The 19,120-nt window shown below is 56.9% G+C and carries 17 protein-coding genes; 7 read left to right on the forward strand and 10 right to left on the reverse strand.

The features are described 5' to 3' along the window. Positions 1-2: 2 nt before the first annotated feature. Together FZF21_RS21215 and FZF21_RS21220 are read right to left on the reverse strand one after the other, a co-directional pair. Positions 3-677: a molecular chaperone gene (locus tag FZF21_RS21215; protein WP_023295610.1), complete on the reverse strand. Its 675-nt coding sequence runs from the start codon at positions 675-677 to the stop codon at positions 3-5. Between the two features lie 30 nt (positions 678-707). Further along, positions 708-1,289, reverse strand: a complete 582-nt coding sequence (locus tag FZF21_RS21220) for a fimbrial protein (RefSeq protein WP_015572771.1) — start codon at positions 1,287-1,289, stop codon at positions 708-710. A gap of 1,099 nt (positions 1,290-2,388) precedes the next feature. On the opposite strand from FZF21_RS21220, the gene lldP reads away from it, so the two are divergent. The 5 genes from lldP (at position 2,389) to trmL (ending at position 8,038) form a co-directional block, all read left to right on the forward strand. Further along, on the forward strand, positions 2,389-4,044 hold the full coding sequence (gene lldP / locus FZF21_RS21225) for an L-lactate permease (protein ID WP_003860175.1): 1,656 nt from the start codon (positions 2,389-2,391) through the stop codon (positions 4,042-4,044). Next, complete coding sequence (gene lldR / locus FZF21_RS21230; RefSeq protein WP_006808630.1) at positions 4,041-4,814, forward strand: transcriptional regulator LldR; 774 nt, start codon at positions 4,041-4,043, stop codon at positions 4,812-4,814. The genes lldP and lldR overlap by 4 nt, the downstream gene beginning before the upstream one ends. Further along, positions 4,811-5,998, forward strand: coding sequence for an FMN-dependent L-lactate dehydrogenase LldD (gene lldD / locus FZF21_RS21235; protein ID WP_017382576.1), 1,188 nt, complete (start codon positions 4,811-4,813; stop codon positions 5,996-5,998). Before lldR ends, lldD begins: the two co-directional genes overlap by 4 nt. Before the next feature lie 180 nt (positions 5,999-6,178). Next, on the forward strand, positions 6,179-7,519 hold the full coding sequence (locus FZF21_RS21240) for an aromatic acid/H+ symport family MFS transporter (protein ID WP_032651952.1): 1,341 nt from the start codon (positions 6,179-6,181) through the stop codon (positions 7,517-7,519). A gap of 45 nt (positions 7,520-7,564) precedes the next feature. Beyond that, a complete protein-coding gene (gene trmL / locus FZF21_RS21245; protein ID WP_003860178.1) occupies positions 7,565-8,038 on the forward strand; it encodes a tRNA (uridine(34)/cytosine(34)/5-carboxymethylaminomethyluridine(34)-2'-O)-methyltransferase TrmL in 474 nt (157 codons plus the stop codon). A 38-nt stretch (positions 8,039-8,076) separates the two neighbouring features. Here the strand turns inward: trmL and ilvC are convergent, their stop codons facing one another. Then, positions 8,077-9,552 (reverse strand): ketol-acid reductoisomerase, encoded by a 1,476-nt coding sequence (gene ilvC, locus FZF21_RS21250; protein WP_006808634.1) that lies wholly within the window; start codon positions 9,550-9,552, stop codon positions 8,077-8,079. A 152-nt stretch (positions 9,553-9,704) separates the two neighbouring features. On the opposite strand from ilvC, the gene ilvY reads away from it, so the two are divergent. Next, a complete protein-coding gene (gene ilvY / locus FZF21_RS21255) occupies positions 9,705-10,595 on the forward strand; it encodes an HTH-type transcriptional activator IlvY (protein WP_017693777.1) in 891 nt (296 codons plus the stop codon). Between the two features lie 97 nt (positions 10,596-10,692). On the opposite strand, the gene ilvA is transcribed toward ilvY, so the two are convergent. The 7 genes from ilvA to ilvL form a co-directional block, all read right to left on the reverse strand. Next, complete coding sequence (ilvA, locus tag FZF21_RS21260; RefSeq protein WP_149121392.1) at positions 10,693-12,237, reverse strand: threonine ammonia-lyase, biosynthetic; 1,545 nt, start codon at positions 12,235-12,237, stop codon at positions 10,693-10,695. 2 nt (positions 12,238-12,239) lie between these two features. After that, positions 12,240-14,090, reverse strand: a complete 1,851-nt coding sequence (gene ilvD / locus FZF21_RS21265; RefSeq protein WP_008501574.1) for a dihydroxy-acid dehydratase — start codon at positions 14,088-14,090, stop codon at positions 12,240-12,242. A 60-nt stretch (positions 14,091-14,150) separates the two neighbouring features. Then, complete coding sequence (ilvE, locus tag FZF21_RS21270; protein ID WP_003860182.1) at positions 14,151-15,080, reverse strand: branched-chain-amino-acid transaminase; 930 nt, start codon at positions 15,078-15,080, stop codon at positions 14,151-14,153. A gap of 18 nt (positions 15,081-15,098) precedes the next feature. Continuing rightward, positions 15,099-15,362 (reverse strand): acetolactate synthase 2 small subunit, encoded by a 264-nt coding sequence (ilvM, locus tag FZF21_RS21275; RefSeq protein ID WP_003860184.1) that lies wholly within the window; start codon positions 15,360-15,362, stop codon positions 15,099-15,101. Further along, positions 15,359-17,005 (reverse strand): acetolactate synthase 2 catalytic subunit, encoded by a 1,647-nt coding sequence (ilvG, locus tag FZF21_RS21280; RefSeq protein ID WP_149121150.1) that lies wholly within the window; start codon positions 17,003-17,005, stop codon positions 15,359-15,361. Before ilvG ends, ilvM begins: the two co-directional genes overlap by 4 nt. A 2-nt stretch (positions 17,006-17,007) precedes the next feature. Further along, the gene (gene ilvX / locus FZF21_RS22145) at positions 17,008-17,058 is read right to left on the reverse strand and encodes a peptide IlvX (RefSeq protein ID WP_166792073.1); all 51 of its coding nucleotides are present in this window, start codon (positions 17,056-17,058) and stop codon (positions 17,008-17,010) included. An 86-nt stretch (positions 17,059-17,144) separates the two neighbouring features. Next, the gene (gene ilvL, locus FZF21_RS21285; RefSeq protein ID WP_001311244.1) at positions 17,145-17,243 is read right to left on the reverse strand and encodes an ilv operon leader peptide; all 99 of its coding nucleotides are present in this window, start codon (positions 17,241-17,243) and stop codon (positions 17,145-17,147) included. A gap of 340 nt (positions 17,244-17,583) precedes the next feature. On the opposite strand from ilvL, the gene FZF21_RS21290 reads away from it, so the two are divergent. Continuing rightward, positions 17,584-19,104 carry a YifB family Mg chelatase-like AAA ATPase gene (locus FZF21_RS21290; RefSeq protein WP_032620478.1) on the forward strand — a complete coding sequence of 507 codons (1,521 nt, stop codon included), beginning with the start codon at positions 17,584-17,586 and terminating at the stop codon, positions 19,102-19,104. Positions 19,105-19,120: the final 16 nt, after the last annotated feature.

A 19,120-nucleotide genomic window follows, 5' to 3' on the forward strand; every position in this document is an offset into this window, starting at 1 on the left:
TCTTAAAGAGGCTGGGTGTGGGTGGCGGTGATGGCACCAAAATCATTAATAGCCGACCAGCTTACGCCCCCGGAGGCGGACACAGGCCATTCGCGGATTTCCCCTGGACCGATCATGCCCGGCTGCTCAATTTTATGCCCGCCAACGGACAGTCGATAAAAAGAGACGTAGTATGGCGTCGGGTTGGCGGCCTTAAGCCCTTTTCCCGTCCGCGAAAACGTTATTTTCTGCCAGGCAGTGGCAGCGTCCCCTTTAAGGTTGTCCGGGCGGTAGAAAATTTTAAATTTCGATTTAACGTTAACTTGTAATTCGTTGCTGCTCTCTTTTGGCTTTGGCGCAATCGCTTTAATATCGAGCCAGAATACAGATTCACGATCTGTGGGCAGCGGAGCGCCGGTATATTGAATACGCAGCGTGTTGGTCTGCTCCGGATCAAGTCTGAACAGAGGTGGTGTAACAATAAATGGCGCAGCGTTATTTTTATCCTGCCCATCACCTTCAACCCACGACTGAATAAGATAGGGAACCGCACTTTCCATATTAGAAACAGAAAATGCCACCTCCTTGCTGTGTTGTGGGTATACGATCCGTGTTCCCCCCATTACAACGCCAGCGGAAACTGACGCAGAACTAACCATTAATGCAGTGAGCATAATATACGATAAACGTTTCATCATTATTATCTCTGGAGGTGGCTGAGAGTGAAATCAGTTATAAACCATCAGGAAGTTGGAAACGGCATTGACGTCGCCCGCGTTAATTTCCGACCCGTCTTTGTCGAGAGAGGCATAAAACGTTAATTCAGCATTGCCTTCAGCATCCGGTGCGGTTGTTTCAGATACCGTACCCGGTTTAATCGCGGTGCTGCGATCGCTGTTATAAAGCTTCACGCCGACGCCCGTCGCCATACCTTCGCCTGGGGTAACCTGTAGAAGTGTGTCATTCACCGTATCTTTGGTTCCGTCAAACAGTACCGCAACAGATTCAACCGTCTCCGGGCAGTTCTCTACGTTGATTTTGAACTCACGCGGCGTCGTTTCGCTGTGATCGTCGAAGTAGCTTTTCGCCCACGCGCCGAGGTCTACCGTTTTGCTTTTTGACGCAGGGGTAATATCACAGGAAATAAGAGTGATTTTCCCGGTAAAGTTGATCACGCCGCCTGTACTCTGCGAGCCAGCGCCTGTATCCAGGGAAGCATTAACGCCAGAATCACTGCTTGCCAGTACTGATTGAGAAGATAACAGCAGCCCCGCCGCGGCAATCGCCAGCGCCACATTTTTGATTTTCATTTGGAACACTTTCCCCTCTGTAAATTAAACAGATATAGACTTGTTGTACCAGGTACAATAAACGCTATAAGGATTTAAAAACGCCACCAAAAGGGTTTTAGCAGAATGGGTGACGCGACCTTATAGAATAAAGCAGGGTCCATCCCATGGTGATAATCCGTATATTTTCAGAAGGCCATACACAGATATCCTGCAACTGAGGAAATGACTTCTGGCCGAAAATAACACTGAATACGTTGTGGTTAGTAATAAATTTAATGTCTTCTGTAACGTTGCTTCTGAATAAATAGTAAATCATATGCCTTTTAGCGTCTACGTATTGAAAAGCAGTACGCCGCGTCTGTAAACACTCTGGAATTAACACTCAGCTAACAAATTTAACCCCTTTCGATTGCCCTGATAATTATTAATTTGCTTTTAATACCGTAACTAAATTACAAGAGAGCCAACTGATCATTGTTTGATCAATTTATTTCAGAATATTATTAGCCAAAAAATGTCACTTCAGCAAAAAATTCTTGCCCTTTATCCTGAAAAATCACGGTTAAACAGGATATTTCTTTATCGATCAGCAATTGATCGTTTGTAATACACTGTTAAAATCTATATGTGAAATTTACCTTAATTAAAATTTTTTGCTACAGCTTAGATTTCGCATTTTTAACCAAAAAAAATTTTATTTATAGGAAATAAATCACTCTGCTCACATATATACAGCTTTTCAAAAACACAAATAAAGCAAACAAACCTCATTCAATTCACGTAATATTATCACCTCCCCATTTTATTCAACATCTTTTACGCGTCGTATCTGCTCAAAAGACGAATGTAATGCTCTCCACCTGACTACCGCTCCCATCGCACACGGTGAGTTGATTTTGCGATTTTGGTCCTACCAATCATGCGCAAAGCTATCCATCGTTCACAGTTTTGATGCTCCACTTCACAAAACCATTGCCGAATAGCAACACTTGGTTAACCATTTATTGCCATTAACCCTACATCACAATATTGGATGGACCACTTTTACACTAAGTGTGACGCTGAGATGAGCAGAGACTCACCCGACGAACACCTGTGTGGTCCTCAGGAGACCTGCATGAGCCTCTGGCAACAAAACTACGATCCGGCCGGGAATATCTGGCTGTCGAGCCTGATCGCATCGCTACCGATCCTGTTCTTCTTCTTTGCGCTAATTAAGCTCAAGCTGAAGGGCTACCTTGCCGCAACGTACACCGTTGCCATCGCCCTGCTGGTGGCGCTGTTCTTCTATAAAATGCCGGTCGATCGCGCGCTGGCCTCCGTGGTGTATGGTTTCTTCTACGGCCTGTGGCCGATTGCGTGGATCATCATCGCCGCCGTCTTTGTCTACAAAATCTCGGTCAAAACCGGGCAGTTCGATATTATTCGCTCGTCGATTCTCTCTATTACACCGGACCAGCGTTTACAGATGCTGATTGTCGGTTTCTCCTTCGGGGCGTTCCTTGAAGGGGCGGCAGGATTTGGCGCGCCGGTGGCGATCACCGCCGCTCTGCTGGTCGGGCTGGGCTTTAACCCGCTGTATGCCGCTGGCCTGTGCCTGATTGTGAACACCGCCCCGGTGGCGTTTGGCGCGATGGGCATTCCGATTCTGGTGGCGGGCCAGGTGACCGGGCTGGACAGCTTCGAGATCGGCCAGATGGTGGGTCGCCAGCTGCCGTTCCTGACCATTATCGTGCTGTTCTGGATCATGGCGATTATGGACGGCTGGCGCGGCGTGAAGGAGACCTGGCCTGCGGTGATGGTAGCGGGCGGTTCGTTCGCCATTGCCCAGTATCTCAGCTCCAACTTCCTCGGCCCGGAACTGCCGGACATCATCTCTTCCCTGGTGTCGCTGGTCTGCCTGACGCTGTTCCTGAAACGCTGGCAGCCGGTACGTATCTTCCGCTTTGCTGACATGGGCGCATCGCACGTGGATCAGACGCTGGCGCGCACCGGCTATACCGCCGGACAGATTGTGCGCGCATGGTCACCGTTCCTGTTCCTGACCGCCACCGTGACGCTGTGGAGCATTCCGCCTTTTAAAGCCCTGTTCGCCCCGGGCGGCGCGCTGTACGACATGGTGATTAATATCTCCGTGCCGTTCCTCGACAAAATGGTCGCCCGTATGCCGCCGGTGGTGCACGACGCCACGCCATATGCGGCAGTGTTTAAGTTCGACTGGTTCTCAGCCACCGGCACGGCCATCCTGTTTGCCGCTATCCTTTCCGTAGTGTGGCTGCGCATGAAGCCTGCCGCCGCGGTGCAGACCTTTGCGGCGACGATTAAAGAGCTGATGCTGCCGATTTACTCCATCGGCATGGTGCTGGCGTTCGCGTTTATTTCGAACTACTCCGGCCTGTCGTCGACGCTGGCGTTAGCGCTGGCGCATACCGGCCACGCGTTTACCTTCTTCTCGCCGTTCCTCGGCTGGCTGGGGGTGTTCCTGACTGGTTCAGATACGTCATCTAACGCCCTGTTTGCCGCCCTACAGGCCACGGCTGCGCAGCAGATTGGCGTCTCGGACGTGCTGCTGGTCGCCGCGAACACCACCGGCGGCGTGACCGGGAAGATGATCTCGCCGCAGTCCATCGCCATTGCCTGTGCCGCGGTGGGGCTGGTAGGCAAAGAGTCGGATCTGTTCCGCTTTACCGTTAAACACAGCCTGATATTTACCTGCATGGTGGGCGTGATCACCACATTGCAGGCCTATGTCTTAACCTGGATGATTCCATGATAGTGATGCCCAGACGCCTGTCCGACGAGATTGCCACTCGCGTACGGGCGCTGATAGAAGAACAACAGCTGGAAGCGGGCATGAGATTGCCCGCCGAGCGTCAGCTTGCCGCTCAGCTTGGCGTGTCGCGCAACTCACTGCGCGAGGCGCTGGCGACGCTGGTTAGTGAAGGGGTGCTGCTGAGCCGTCGCGGCGGCGGCACCTTTGTGCGCTGGCAGCATGACGACTGGTCCGAACAAAACATCGTGCAGCCGCTGAAGACGCTGATGGAAAACGACCCGGACTACAGCTTCGACATCCTCGAAGCGCGTCACGCCATCGAAACCAGTACAGCGTGGCACGCGGCGATGCGGGCAACCGACGCCGACAAAGAGAAGCTCAAAGCCTGTTTTGAAGCCACGCAAAGCAGCGACCCGGACATCGCCTCCCAGGCGGACGTGCGGTTCCATCTGGCGATTGCCGAGGCCTCGCACAACGTGGTGCTGCTGCAAACCATGCGCGGGTTCTTCGACCTGCTGCAATCCTCCGTGAAGCAGAGCCGCCAGCGCATGTATCTGGTCCCGCCGGTGTTTGCTCAGCTGACCGAACAGCACGAGGCGGTGCTCAACGCCATTCTGGCCGGTGATGCCGAGGCCGCGCGCAAGGCGATGATGGCGCATCTCGGCTTCGTGCATACCACCATTAAACGATTCGATGAAGATCAGGCCCGACAGGCGCGTATTACCCGTCTGCCTGGCGAGAGTGATATTTCCAGGGAGAACAAAGCATGATTATTTCAGCAGCCAGTGATTATCGCGCCGCGGCGCAGCGCATTTTGCCCCCGTTCCTGTTCCACTACATTGACGGCGGGGCGTATGCCGAATACACCCTGCGCCGCAACGTGGAAGACCTGTCGGAGGTGGCCCTGCGCCAGCGCGTGCTGAAGAATATGTCTGACCTGAGCCTTGAGACGAAGCTGTTTAACGAAACGCTCTCCATGCCGGTAGCGCTCGCACCTGTCGGTTTATGCGGCATGTATGCCCGTCGCGGTGAAGTGCAGGCCGCCGCCGCCGCAGATGCCAAAGGCATTCCGTTTACCCTTTCCACCGTGTCCGTCTGCCCGATTGAAGAAGTCGCCCCGACCATCAAGCGCCCGATGTGGTTCCAGCTGTACGTCCTGCGCGATCGCGGTTTTATGCGCAACGCACTGGAGCGCGCCAAAGCGGCGGGCTGCTCAACGCTGGTCTTTACCGTCGACATGCCGACCCCCGGCGCGCGCTACCGCGACGCCCACTCCGGCATGAGCGGCCCTAACGCGGCCCTGCGCCGTTACTGGCAGGCGGTGACGCACCCGCAGTGGGCGTGGGATGTCGGGCTGAACGGCCGTCCGCACGATCTGGGCAATATTTCGGCCTACCTGGGTAAACCGACCGGGCTGGAAGATTACATCGGCTGGCTGGCGAACAATTTCGATCCGTCGATCTCATGGAAAGACCTGGAGTGGATCCGCGAATTCTGGGACGGCCCGATGGTGATCAAAGGGATCCTCGACCCGGAAGATGCCCGCGACGCGGTACGTTTTGGCGCCGATGGGATCGTGGTCTCTAACCATGGTGGCCGCCAGCTTGACGGGGTGCTCTCCTCCGCCCGCGCCCTGCCGGCCATTGCCGATGCGGTGAAAGGCGATATTGCGATCCTGGCCGACAGCGGCATCCGTAACGGGCTGGACGTGGTGCGCATGATCGCCCTGGGCGCGGACAGCGTGCTGCTGGGCCGTGCTTACCTGTACGCGCTGGCCACCAGCGGCCAGGCGGGCGTGGCGAATCTGCTGAACCTGATCGAGAAAGAGATGAAGGTGGCGATGACGCTGACCGGTGCGAAAACAATCGGTGAAATCAGCAAAGACTCTCTGGTGCAGGAGCTCAGTAAGCTGCCTGCGGCGCTGGCCCCTCTTTCTCAGGGAAACGCGGCCTGATCTCCCCCGGTTAGCCTCCCCTTCTTCCGCGCCCGACTTCCCCCTCGGGCGCTTTTTTTGTCGAAAATAACACCTGCGTAACATTCTGGATAAGAAAATTTGACATCCACCTGCCGTCCGCAATTGTATAGACAAGCAAATACAAGAACACAAAAACAACATCAGATCGGAGTGGAGCGTATGGCGTATTCAGGTAAGGTGGATATTCAGCAGGTGATCGATGAAAGTCCTTTTTCAGGGTTTCACTGGCTTCTAATTGTGCTGGGCTTTCTGGTGCTGGCGATTGATGGGTTTGATACCGCAGCGATGGGTTACATTGCGCCTACGCTGTCGACGGAGTGGGGAATACATAAACAGGATCTGGGGCCGGTGCTGAGTGCGGCGCTGCTGGGGCTGTCGCTGGGTGCCCTGATTGCAGGTCCGGTATCGGACCGGATGGGACGCAAGCGCGTGCTGGTCTTTTCGTGTCTGTTCTTCGGCCTGGCGAGCCTGGGCACGGCCTGGGCGCAAAGTCTGAATACCCTGACGCTATGGCGATTTCTGACCGGTCTCGGGCTGGGTGCCGCCATGCCTAACGCCATCACGCTGATCTCCGAGTTTGCCCCCCAGCGCTGCCGCGCCATGGCAATTAACACCATGTACTGCGGCTTCCCTCTGGGTGCGGCGGGCGGCGGAGCAATCTCGTCCTGGCTTATCCCTCACCACGGCTGGCGAAGCGTGCTGCTGACCGGCGCGATTGCGCCGCTGATTTTAACGGTGCTGCTGGCGCTGCTGTTGCCGGAGTCGGTGAAGTTTCTGGTGCAGCGCGGGAAAGACGTCGCCCAGGTTCGCCGCATCGCCAGCCGGTTCGCCCGCAGCACGCTGGATAGCGTCACGGGCTTTTTCCTCGCGGAGGAGAAAGTCGCGTCGAAAAAAGGCAGCGTGTCGCAGCTGTTTTCCATGCCCTGGCTGCCCGGCACCCTGATGCTGTGGGTCACCTATTTTATGGGGCTGGTGATTTATTACGTCCTGCTGAGCTGGATGCCAACGCTGATGCAGGGGATGGGATATGCGCTGGCGGAATCCGCCTGGCTTACCTCGCTGTTCACCTTCGGCGGCACCGCTGGCATTTTGCTCGCGGGCTGGATGATGGATCGCTGGGAAGCGCACAAGGTGGTCGCGTGTGGTTTCGTGCTGACGATGGGCCTGATTCTTTTACTCGGCATTGAGCATAACCATATCGCCCTGTTTGGCGGGTTAATTTTCCTGATGGGGATCGCGATGAACGGCGCGCAGTCGGGCATGCAGACCCTGGCCGCCACCTTTTACCCTACCGAGTGCCGTGCGACGGGTATCGCCTGGATGCAGGGGATCGGCCGCTTCGGCGGCGTGGCGGGCACCATGACCAGCGCCCAGCTTCTTTCCATGCAGTGGCAGGCGGACAGTATTTTAATGATCCTCAGCGTACCTGCTCTCGTGGCTGCGGCGGCAACCGTCTACAAAATGCTGTATAGCCGCGCGCAGGAGCCGGGCGTCGCCTAGTCCCTCTCTTTTCTGCTATTCTGCCCCCGCAATTAAGGGGGCAGCATGCTTAACATCGTCTTATTCGAACCAGAAATTCCGCCGAACACCGGCAATATTATCCGCCTGTGCGCCAACACCGGTTTTCGTCTGCACATTATTGAGCCGATGGGCTTTACGTGGGACGACAAACGTCTGCGCCGCGCGGGGCTGGACTACCATGAGTTTACCGCCGTCGTTCGTCATCACGATTACGCCGCGTTTCTGGGATCCGAAAAACCACAGCGCATGTTCGCCCTGACCACCAAAGGTACGCCAGCGCACAGCGCCGTAAGCTATCAGGACGGGGATTATCTGATGTTTGGTCCGGAAACCCGCGGCCTGCCGGCCACCATTCTGGATGCCCTGCCCGCTGAGCAGAAAATTCGTATTCCGATGATGCCGGACAGCCGCAGCATGAACCTGTCGAATGCGGTGTCGGTGGTGGTGTATGAGGCGTGGCGCCAGCTGGGTTATCCCGGCGCGATATTGCGTAGCTAAAACAGTTCGGGTGGCTTACGCCACCCGATTCGTCGTGTTTAGCCTGCTACCGCGATACGTTTCATATCGGTCATGTAGCCACGCAGTTTCTGGCCCACTTTCTCGATTTCGTGGCTGCGAATCGCTTCGTTGACGTCACGCAGCTGCGCGTTATCAACCGCTCCTTCCGCAATCGCCTGGCCCAGATCGCCCGCTTGCAGGGTGGTCATGAACTCTTTCAGCAGCGGTACGCAGGCGTAAGAGAACAGGTAGTTACCGTACTCGGCAGTATCGGAGATCACCACGTTCATCTCATACAGACGTTTACGGGCGATGGTGTTTGCGATCAGCGGCAGCTCGTGCAGCGATTCGTAGTACGCAGATTCTTCAATGATGCCCGAATCCACCATGGTTTCGAACGCCAGCTCAACGCCCGCTTTCACCATCGCGATCATCAGGACGCCTTTATCGAAGTACTCCTGCTCGGTGATCTTGCCGTCATACTGTGGTGCGGTTTCGAACGCGGTTTTACCGGTCTCTTCGCGCCAGGTCAGCAGTTTCTTATCGTCATTCGCCCAGTCCGCCATCATGCCGGAAGAGAACTCGCCGGAGATAATGTCGTCCATATGTTTCTGGAACAGCGGCGCCATGATGGTTTTCAGCTGTTCAGAGAGTGCGAACGCGCGCAGTTTTGCCGGGTTGGACAGTCGGTCCATCATCAGCGTAATGCCGCCCTGCTTCAGCGCTTCGGTGATGGTTTCCCAGCCGAACTGAATCAGTTTTTCCGCGTATGCCGGATCGGTGCCTTCTTCCACCAGCTTGTCGAAGCACAGCAGAGAGCCGGCCTGGAGCATGCCGCACAGGATGGTCTGCTCGCCCATCAGGTCAGATTTCACTTCCGCAACGAAGGAAGATTCCAGCACGCCCGCACGATGGCCGCCAGTGGCCGCTGCCCAGGCTTTGGCAATCGCCATGCCTTCGCCTTTCGGATCGTTTTCCGGGTGAACGGCGATCAGCGTCGGTACGCCGAAGCCACGTTTGTACTCTTCGCGCACTTCGGTGCCCGGGCACTTCGGTGCCACCATCACCACGGTGATGTCTTTACGGATCTGCTCGCCCACTTCAACGATGTTGAAGCCGTGGGAGTAACCCAGCGCGGCGCCGTCTTTCATCAGCGGCTGTACGGAACGCACAACGTCAGAGTGCTGCTTGTCTGGCGTCAGGTTAACCACCAGATCCGCCTGCGGGATCAGCTCTTCGTAGGTGCCCACTTTGAAGCCGTTTTCGGTCGCTTTACGCCAGGAAGCACGCTTCTCAGCAATCGCTTCTTTGCGCAGGGCGTAGGAGATATCCAGCCCGGAGTCACGCATGTTCAGGCCCTGGTTCAGACCCTGTGCGCCACAGCCGACAATGACCACTTTTTTACCCTGAAGGTAGCTCGCGCCATCAGCAAATTCATCGCGCGCCATGAAGCGGCATTTGCCCAGCTGCGCCAGCTGCTGGCGCAAGTTCAGTGTATTAAAGTAGTTAGCCATGGGTGATACCTCGTGATGTTGTGTGTCTTATTGTTCGGTTCGCGTTTCAGCGAGAATGTACCCACATTACAACAGGAAATTTATTGCGGAAATTGATATATTCACAACGTCACATTGCAATTTTTGCAATGTAAAAAGAGGGAGTGGAATCGGTGGATTTACGCGATCTGAAAATGTTCCTGCACCTGGCGGAAAGCCGGCACTTTGGCCGCAGCGCCCGGGCGATGCACGTCAGCCCCTCCACGCTGTCGCGCCAGATCCAGCGCCTTGAGGAAGACCTCGGCCAGCCGCTGTTCGTGCGCGATAACCGCACCGTCACTCTCACGGAAGCCGGTGAAGAGCTGCGCATCTTTGCTCAGCAGACGTTATTACAGTATCAGCAGCTGCGGCACACCATCGACCAGCAGGGGCCGTCGCTTTCCGGCGAGCTGCATATTTTCTGTTCCGTGACCGCTGCCTACAGCCATCTTCCCCCCATTCTCGACCGCTTCCGCGCGGAACATCCGTCGGTTGAAATTAAGCTCACCACCGGCGATGCCGCCGACGCGATGGAAAAAGTGGTGACGGGCGAAGCGGATCTGGCGATTGCCGGAAAACCTGAAACGCTGCCGGGGGCGGTGGCGTTCTCGATGCTGGAGAATCTGGCGGTAGTGCTGATTGCCCCGGCGCTGCCCTGCCCGGTGCGCAACCAGGTTTCGGTGGAGAAACCGGACTGGTCCACGGTGCCGTTTATCATGGCCGATCAAGGGCCGGTGCGCCGCCGCATTGAGCTGTGGTTCCGCCGCCAGAAGATCAGTAACCCGTCGATTTACGCCACGGTCGGCGGCCATGAGGCGATGGTATCGATGGTGGCGCTCGGCTGCGGCGTAGCGCTGCTACCGGAAGTGGTGCTGGAAAACAGCCCAGAGCCGGTGCGCAATCGCGTGATGATACTGGAGCGCAGCGACGAGAAAACGCCGTTCGAGCTCGGCGTGTGCGCACAAAAAAAGCGGCTGCATGAGCCGCTTATTGATGCGTTCTGGACGATATTGCCGAACCACTAAAGCCGGGTGGCGCTGCGCTTACCCGGCCTACACGCAGTTCAACCCTTAGAACGTAGGCCTGATAAGCGCAGCGCCATCAGGCATTTTCCCGAACAACTTAACCCGCCAGGAAGAAACGGAACGCCGGGTTGTGGGTTTCGTCATGGCACTCATAGCCCAGCTCGTTCAGGCGCGTTTCGAAATCCGGCTCGTGCTCGCCCAGCTCGAACGCCGCCAGTACGCGGCCATAGTCGGTGCCGTGGCTGCGGTAGTGGAACAGAGAGATGTTCCAGTGCGTGCCCAACGTGTGCAGGAACTTGAGCAGCGCGCCCGGCGATTCCGGGAACTCGAAGCTGAACAGGCGTTCCCTGAGCGGCTTCGATGGACGGCCGCCGACCATGTAACGCACGTGCAGCTTCGCCATCTCGTCGTCGGAGAGATCGACCACACTGTAGCCGCCGTCATGCAGCAGGCTGAGGATCTCTTTGCGCTCCTCCACGCCACGGCTCAGACGCACGCCGACAAAAATGCACGCATCTTTGGCATCGGCAAAGCGGTAGTTGAACTCCGTTACCGAACGACCGCCCAGCAGCTGACAGAACTTCAGGAAGCTGCCCTTCTCTTCCGGAATGGTCACCGCCAGCAGCGCTTCACGCTGCTCACCCAGCTCACAGCGCTCGGAAACGTAGCGCAGACCGTGGAAGTTCACGTTGGCACCGGAAAGCACGTGCGCCAGACGCTCGCCGCGAATATTGTGCTGGGCGATGTATTTTTTCATTCCCGCCAGCGCCAGCGCGCCGGATGGTTCCGCCACCGCACGCACATCCTCGAAGAGATCTTTCATCGCCGCGCAGATAGCGTCGCTGTCGACGGTGACGATATCGTCGAGATACTCCTGGCACAGGCGGAACGTTTCGTCGCCAATGCGCTTCACCGCCACGCCCTCGGCGAACAGCCCGACGCGCGGCAGATCTACCGGATGTCCGGCGTCCAGCGCCGCCTTCAGGCAGGCAGAGTCTTCCGCTTCAACCGCAATCACTTTGATCTGCGGCATCAGCTGTTTGATCAGCACCGCCACACCTGCGGCTAAGCCGCCGCCGCCCACCGGGACGAAAACGCGGTCGAGATGGGCGTCCTGCTGCAACAGTTCCAGCGCCAGCGTACCCTGCCCGGCAATCACCATCGGGTGATCGAACGGCGGCACCCAGGTGAAGCCCTGCTGCTGCGCCAGCTCAATCGCTTTGGCTTTGGCTTCGTCAAAGTTAGCGCCGTGAAGCAGCACTTCTCCGCCGAACCCGCGCACCGCGTCGACCTTGATATCTGCGGTGGCGACCGGCATCACGATCAGCGCCTTCAGCCCCAGACGCGCCGAGGAGAACGCCACGCCCTGCGCGTGATTGCCCGCCGAGGCGGTAATCACCCCGCGCGCTTTCTGCTCGTCCGTCAGCCCGGCCATCATCGCGTAGGCGCCGCGCAGCTTGAAGCTGTGCACCGGCTGCCTGTCTTCACGCTTCACCAGAATGACGTTGTCGAGACGCGAAGAGATTTTGTCCATTTTTTGCAGGGGCGTGACCTGCACCGCTTCATAGACCGGCGCGCGTAGTACCGCTCTCAGGTATTCCGCCCCCTCCGGGGCGGCGGATAAGGGTTGTGACTCGGCCATCATTAGCCCCCCAGTTTAGATTTATCGCGCACCGCGCCTTTATCTGCACTGGTGGCAAGACTCGCGTAAGCGCGCAGGGCGAAGGAGACTTCACGCTGACGATCTTTCGGCGTCCAGGCTTTGTCGCCGCGGGCTTCCTGCGCCTCACGACGGGCCGCAATCTCCTGGTCACTCAGCTTCAGCTGAATGCCGCGGTTCGGAATGTCGATTTCGATCAGGTCGCCATCTTCGATGATCGCGATATTGCCGCCGCTTGCCGCTTCTGGCGAGACGTGGCCAATGGAGAGGCCTGACGTGCCGCCAGAGAAACGACCATCGGTGATCAGCGCGCAGGCTTTGCCGAGGCCCATCGATTTCAGGAAGGTGGTCGGGTAGAGCATCTCCTGCATGCCCGGACCGCCTTTCGGCCCTTCGTAGCGAATGACCACCACGTCGCCTTCCACCACTTTGCCGCCGAGGATAGCGTCTACCGCTTCGTCCTGGCTTTCATACACTTTTGCCGGGCCGGTAAATTTCAGGATGCTGTCGTCCACGCCTGCGGTTTTCACAATGCAGCCATTTTCCGCGAAGTTACCGTACAGCACGGCCAAACCGCCGTCTTTGCTGTAGGCATGTTCCAGCGAGCGAATGCAGCCTTCGGCGCGATCGTCATCCAGCGTGTCCCAGCGGCAATCCTGCGAGAACGCCTGGGTGGTACGGATGCCCGCCGGACCGGCGCGATACATGTTTTTCACCGCGTCGTCTTTGGTCAGCATCACGTCGTACTGCTCCAGCGACTCCGGCAGCGTCAGGCCGAGCACGTTTTTCACGTCGCGGTTCAACAGCCCGGCGCGATCCAGCTCACCGAGAATACCAATCACGCCACCCGCACGGTGGACATCTTCCATGTGGTACTTCTGGGTACTCGGCGCGACTTTACACAGCTGCGGCACTTTGCGGGAGAGCTTGTCGATGTCGCTCATGGTGAAGTCGATTTCAGCTTCCTGCGCGGCGGCCAGCAGGTGCAGAACGGTGTTGGTGGAACCGCCCATGGCGATATCCAGCGTCATGGCGTTTTCGAACGCCGCTTTGCTGGCGATGTTACGCGGCAGCGCGCTGGCGTCGTCCTGCTCGTAGTAGCGTTTGGTCAGCTCAACGATGCGCTTGCCCGCGTTAAGGAACAGCTGCTTACGGTCGGCGTGGGTCGCCAGCAGCGAGCCGTTGCCCGGCTGAGACAGGCCCAGCGCTTCGGTCAGGCAGTTCATGGAGTTGGCGGTGAACATCCCGGAACAGGAGCCGCAGGTCGGGCACGCGGAGCGCTCCACCTGGTCGCTCTGCTCGTCAGAGACTTTCGGGTCCGCGCCCTGGATCATCGCATCGACCAGGTCGAGCTTGATGATTTTGTCGGAGAGCTTGGTTTTCCCCGCTTCCATTGGGCCACCAGAGACGAAGATCACCGGAATGTTCAGGCGCAGGGAAGCCATCAGCATCCCCGGGGTGATTTTGTCGCAGTTGGAGATACAGACCATCGCATCGGCGCAGTGGGCATTAACCATGTACTCCACCGAGTCGGCGATCAGCTCGCGCGACGGCAGTGAATAGAGCATCCCCCCGTGGCCCATTGCGATACCGTCATCCACCGCAATGGTGTTGAACTCTTTCGCCACGCCGCCGGAGGCTTCGATTTGCTCGGCAACCAGCTTACCGAGATCGCGCAGGTGCACGTGGCCCGGCACAAACTGGGTGAAGGAGTTCACCACGGCGATAATTGGCTTGCCGAAATCGGCGTCGGTCATTCCGGTGGCGCGCCACAGTGCGCGGGCACCCGCCATATTACGGCCGTGGGTGGTGGTGGCTGAACGATACTTAGGCATGCTTTATTTACTCCCGTCTGACTATTTAATGGGACGGTGCGTGCCGTCCCAAATTTATATTTAGTGATTAACCTGATCCAACCAGCCGTATTTGTCTTCTGTTTCGCCGGTGAACAGGCCGAAGAAGGCTTGCTGAATGCGTTTGGTGACCGGGCCACAGCGGCCTTCGCCCACCTGAATGCCATCGACGCTACGCACCGGCGTAATTTCAGCCGCGGTACCGGACATGAACACTTCGTCAGCCAGGTACAGGGATTCGCGGGACAGTACCTGCTCGCGCACTTCGATACCCAGATCTTTTGCCAGCTTGATGATGGCGTCGCGGGTGATGCCCGGCAGCGCGGACGAGGTGAACGGCGGGGTGAACAGAATGCCGTCTTTCACTTCAAACAGGTTTTCGCCCGCACCTTCGGAGATGTAGCCATTCACATCCAGCGCGATACCTTCCTGATAGCCGTGACGGCGCGCTTCGCTGCCGACCAGCAGTGAGGAAAGGTAGTTACCGCCCGCTTTAGCCGCAGTCGGGATAGTGTTTGGCGCCACGCGGTTCCAGGAAGAAACCATTGCGTCGATCCCCTGATCCAGCGCTTCCGCGCCCAGGTAGGCGCCCCACGGGAACGCAGCAATGATCACATCGGTGTTATAGCCAGCGGGCGGGTTGACGCCCATGCCAACATCACCCACGAAGACCAGCGGACGAATATAGGCGCTGGTCAGTTTGTTCTGGCGAATCACCTCGCGGCAGGCTTCCATCAGCTCATCAACGCTTTGGGAGACCGGGAAACGATAAATTTTGGCTGAGTCATGCAGACGCTGCATGTGTTCGCGATGGCGGAACACCACTGGCCCTTTGTGAGAGTCGTAGCAACGGATCCCTTCAAACACGGAGGTGCCGTAGTGCAGCGCGTGGGACATCACGTGAACTTTCGCGTCTTCCCAGCGAACCATCTCACCATTGAACCAAATGTAATCAGCTTTTTTTGTCGTCATTTTTTCGTCCTGTCACGCTTAAGCGCGGATTTGTTGTGATGTGGTTGTGCTCTGGCAGATGGCAACATGGGCAACGTCTACCAGTTTTGATAACTGACTAAACAGTAAGTCGACCGGCCGCGGGCTGGCAACGGTTAATTCGATACTGATGTTCTGCGCGTCGGTGGCCGTTTCCATATTCATAGAGCAAATCTGAAAGCCACGGTGGCGAACCACGCGCAATACGCGTTCTAACGTTTCCGGGTTGAAGCGAGCCTGCACGGCGACCTGATGTTGCATCATGATAAGTTCTCCAGCATTTGTGAGTTACTGGCACCGGGCGGTACCAACGGCCAGACGTTCTCAAGCTCGTCGATTGAGACATGAAGCAGGTATGGCCCTTCGCTTGACAGCATGGTGTCGAGTGCCGCTTCAACCTGGTCTTTACGGGTGATGTGCTGGCCAGGAATGCCGAAGGCGCTGGCCAGGGTGAGGAAATCGGGGTTATCGGTCAGGGTCGTTTCGCTGTAACGCTCCTGGAAGAACAGCTGCTGCCACTGGCGAACCATGCCTAAACGCTGGTTATCGAGCAAGACGATCTTCAGCGGTAACTGCTTACGCTTCACGGTGCCGAGCTCCTGGACGTTCATCATGAAGGAGCCGTCACCGGAGATACAGATAACGGTATCGTTCGGGCGGGCAACCTGCGCGCCAACGGCTGCTGGCAGACCGAAGCCCATCGTGCCTAAGCCGCTCGAGGTGATAAAGTTCTCCGGGCGGGTGTAGGTCATGTGCTGGGCTGACCACATCTGATGCTGGCCGACATCCGTCGTTACCACGCTGTCTGCGGGTTTACGGTCTGACAGCTGTTTCAACAGCAGCGGCGCATAGATGGCGTCGCCTGGGTGATCGTAACGCCACGCGTGTTCAGTACGCATATCAGCGGTGTGCTGACGCCATGGGTTGATATCCAGCGGCTGCTCCAGCGCCGGTAACAGCGCGTTAAGATCGCCCTGCAACGCGACATGCGCCTGACGCAGTTTGCTCATCTCCGCCGGGTCGATGTCCATATGGATCACTTTGGCGTTCGGCGCGAAGGTATTCAGCTTGCCGGTAACGCGGTCGTCAAAACGTGCGCCGACGGCGATAAGCAAGTCGCATTCCTGCACCGCCAGGTTTGCCGCTTTGGTACCATGCATCCCCAGCATGCCGAGGTAGTACGGGTAATCTGCCTCTACCGCACCGAGACCTTTCAGCGTGCAGGTGGCGGGCATTTGCGTGGTCGCAATGAACGCGCGAAGCGCCGGAACAGCCTGCGCCATGCCCACGCCGCCGCCTACGTACAGCATCGGTTGTTTGGCCTGCGCCATCATCTGACGCGCCTCTTCCACCTCTGCATGCGGGAACGCATTATCGCTTTCCACGGTAGAGAAATGCGGCTCCAGATCGCCGAGTGCAACCTGGATATCTTTCGGGATATCAACCAGAACCGGGCCAGGACGGCCAGAGCTGGCAACCTCGAACGCTTCGGCCATCACCCGCGGCAGCTCTTCGAGAGACTGAACGAGGAAGCTGTGTTTGGTGCAGGCCAGCGATAAACCGAGCACATCCACTTCCTGGAAGGCATCGGTGCCGATGAACGGAGAGGCCACCTGGCCGGTGATCGCCACCACGGGTACGGAATCGAGCAGCGCGTCAGCCAGGCCGGTGATCAGGTTCGTTGCGCCCGGACCGGAGGTGGCCATACAGACGCCGGTTTTACCGGTCGCACGGGCATAACCGATGGCGGCCATCGCTGCGCCCTGCTCGTGTCGGCACAACAGGTGTTCCACGCCGCCGTCATACAGTGCATCGTAAATCGGCATAATTGCGCCACCCGGATAACCGAATACGGTTTCGACTCCCTGCGCGCGCAACGCATGTACTACCCATTGTGCCCCATTCATAGTTAGTTCCCCGTCATAAATCTGGAGAAACAGAATTTTGTGCTAGTCGTCATTCTCTGCTCCTCATTTAAGTTTTTTAGTCATAAAAAAACCCCCGGACCTTTCGGTGCGGGGGTCTTAGTTCGTTAAGGCTTGATTTCTAAGCCTTTCCTCGTCCAAGTGCAGCCCCGCACGGTGGGATAATAATCACCACCACGCTAATCACGACCAGGCTAATCACTCGTAGAAGGGCTGTCATTTTCAGTTCTTTTTGCATCTTGTTCGAAGGAATACCTAAAGAGTTACCACAGATATTTCATCTGACACAAGATTTTTTTATGACCTATATCTGTAGCATGCGAACTATTTCTTTCAAAATCGTTGTTTTATATAGGGAAAAAATAGAAATGAAGATTTTTCATTTTTTTGTCCTGCTTCATCCGGCAAGGCGCGCATGATTTCTTTTCTGCGAGGCCGACTCCACCGACATGTAAGGATTACATTTTGCCGCTAAAAGGCTGGAACGAGCGCCGTAATTCAGTGAATTAGTGCTAAACAGGAAAAAATGATGCTGGCATAGTCACCGCCAAGGAGGGCTTATGTCACTGTCAGTTGTTTATACACGCGCGGCCATCGGCGTGAAGGCACCGCTTATTTCTGTAGAGGTTCATTTAAGTAATGGACTGCCCGGACTGACGCTGGTCGGCTTACCAGAAACGACCGTTAAAGAGGCGAGGGATCGCGTGCGCAGCGCAATTATTAATAGCGGTTATGCTTTTCCGGCGAAGAAGATCACCATTAACCTTGCGCCCGCCGATTTGCCAAAGGAGGGAGGGCGATATGATTTACCTATTGCTATAGCGCTTCTCGCGGCTTCTGAACAGCTCAATACGCCAGGGCTAAGCTCGTGTGAGTTCGTGGGTGAATTAGCGCTTACAGGCGCGTTAAGAGGCGTTCCCGGAGCAATCTCGGGTGCGCTTGAAGCCATACGCGCGGGAAGACAAATCATTGTGGCCAATGAAAATGCCTCTGAAGTAAGCCTTATCGCCGAAAAGGGGTGTCTTGTCGCGGGACATTTGCAAGAGGTTTGCGCCTGGCTGGAAGGCCGACACGAGCTTGCCGAGCCGCAGGAGAATGACGAGGTGGCGCCAGCTTCGCCCGAGGATCTCAGCGATATTATGGGTCAGGAACAGGGTAAACGGGCGTTAGAGATAACGGCCGCGGGTGGGCATAACCTGTTACTGATAGGTCCGCCAGGCACGGGGAAAACGATGCTGGCGAGCAGATTGAGCGGCCTGTTGCCACCCCTCAATAATCATGAAGCACTGGAAAGCGCCGCGATATTTAGCCTGGTCAGTTCTACGTCGCTGCATAAACAGTGGCGCCGCCGTCCTTTCCGCTCTCCACACCACAGTGCGTCTCTTACCGCGATGGTGGGCGGGGGTTCGATCCCCGGACCGGGTGAAATCTCACTGGCGCACAACGGCATTTTGTTTCTGGATGAATTGCCAGAGTTTGAACGCCGCGTGCTGGATGCATTGCGGGAGCCGATTGAATCCGGCGAAATCCATTTGTCTCGTACACGGGCCAAAATAAGCTACCCTGCGCAGTTTCAGCTGGTCGCCGCGATGAACCCTAGCCCTACGGGTCATTATCAGGGCAATCATAACCGCTGTACGCCGGAGCAGACGCTGCGCTATCTGAGTAAGCTGTCTGGCCCCTTCCTCGACCGTTTTGATTTATCTCTCGAGATCCCCCTGCCCCCGCCCGGTCTGCTGAGGCAAACCGGTATTAGGGGCGAAAGCTCAGCAACTGTGCGTGAACGGGTTATTGCGGCGCAGGCGCGGCAGTATGCTCGTCAGAACAGGCTGAATGCCCGGCTGGATAACAGCGGGATCCGACAGTTTTGTTCTCTCAACGCTGAAGATGCAGGCTGGCTGGAAGAGACACTGACGCGGTTTGGGCTATCCATTCGCGCGTGGCAGCGTTTGTTGAAAGTAGCGCGCACGGTCGCCGACGTGGAGGGCTGCCCCGGAATAGAGAGGCGGCATTTGCAGGAGGCATTAAGTTATCGTGCGATCGATCGGCTGCTGTTGCATCTGCAAAAAATGCTGGCATAAAAAAAGGGGCCGTAGC

The organism is Enterobacter sp. LU1 (assembly GCF_008271405.2).
In the GTDB taxonomy this organism is placed as follows: Bacteria; Pseudomonadota; Gammaproteobacteria; order Enterobacterales; family Enterobacteriaceae; genus Enterobacter; species Enterobacter hormaechei_C.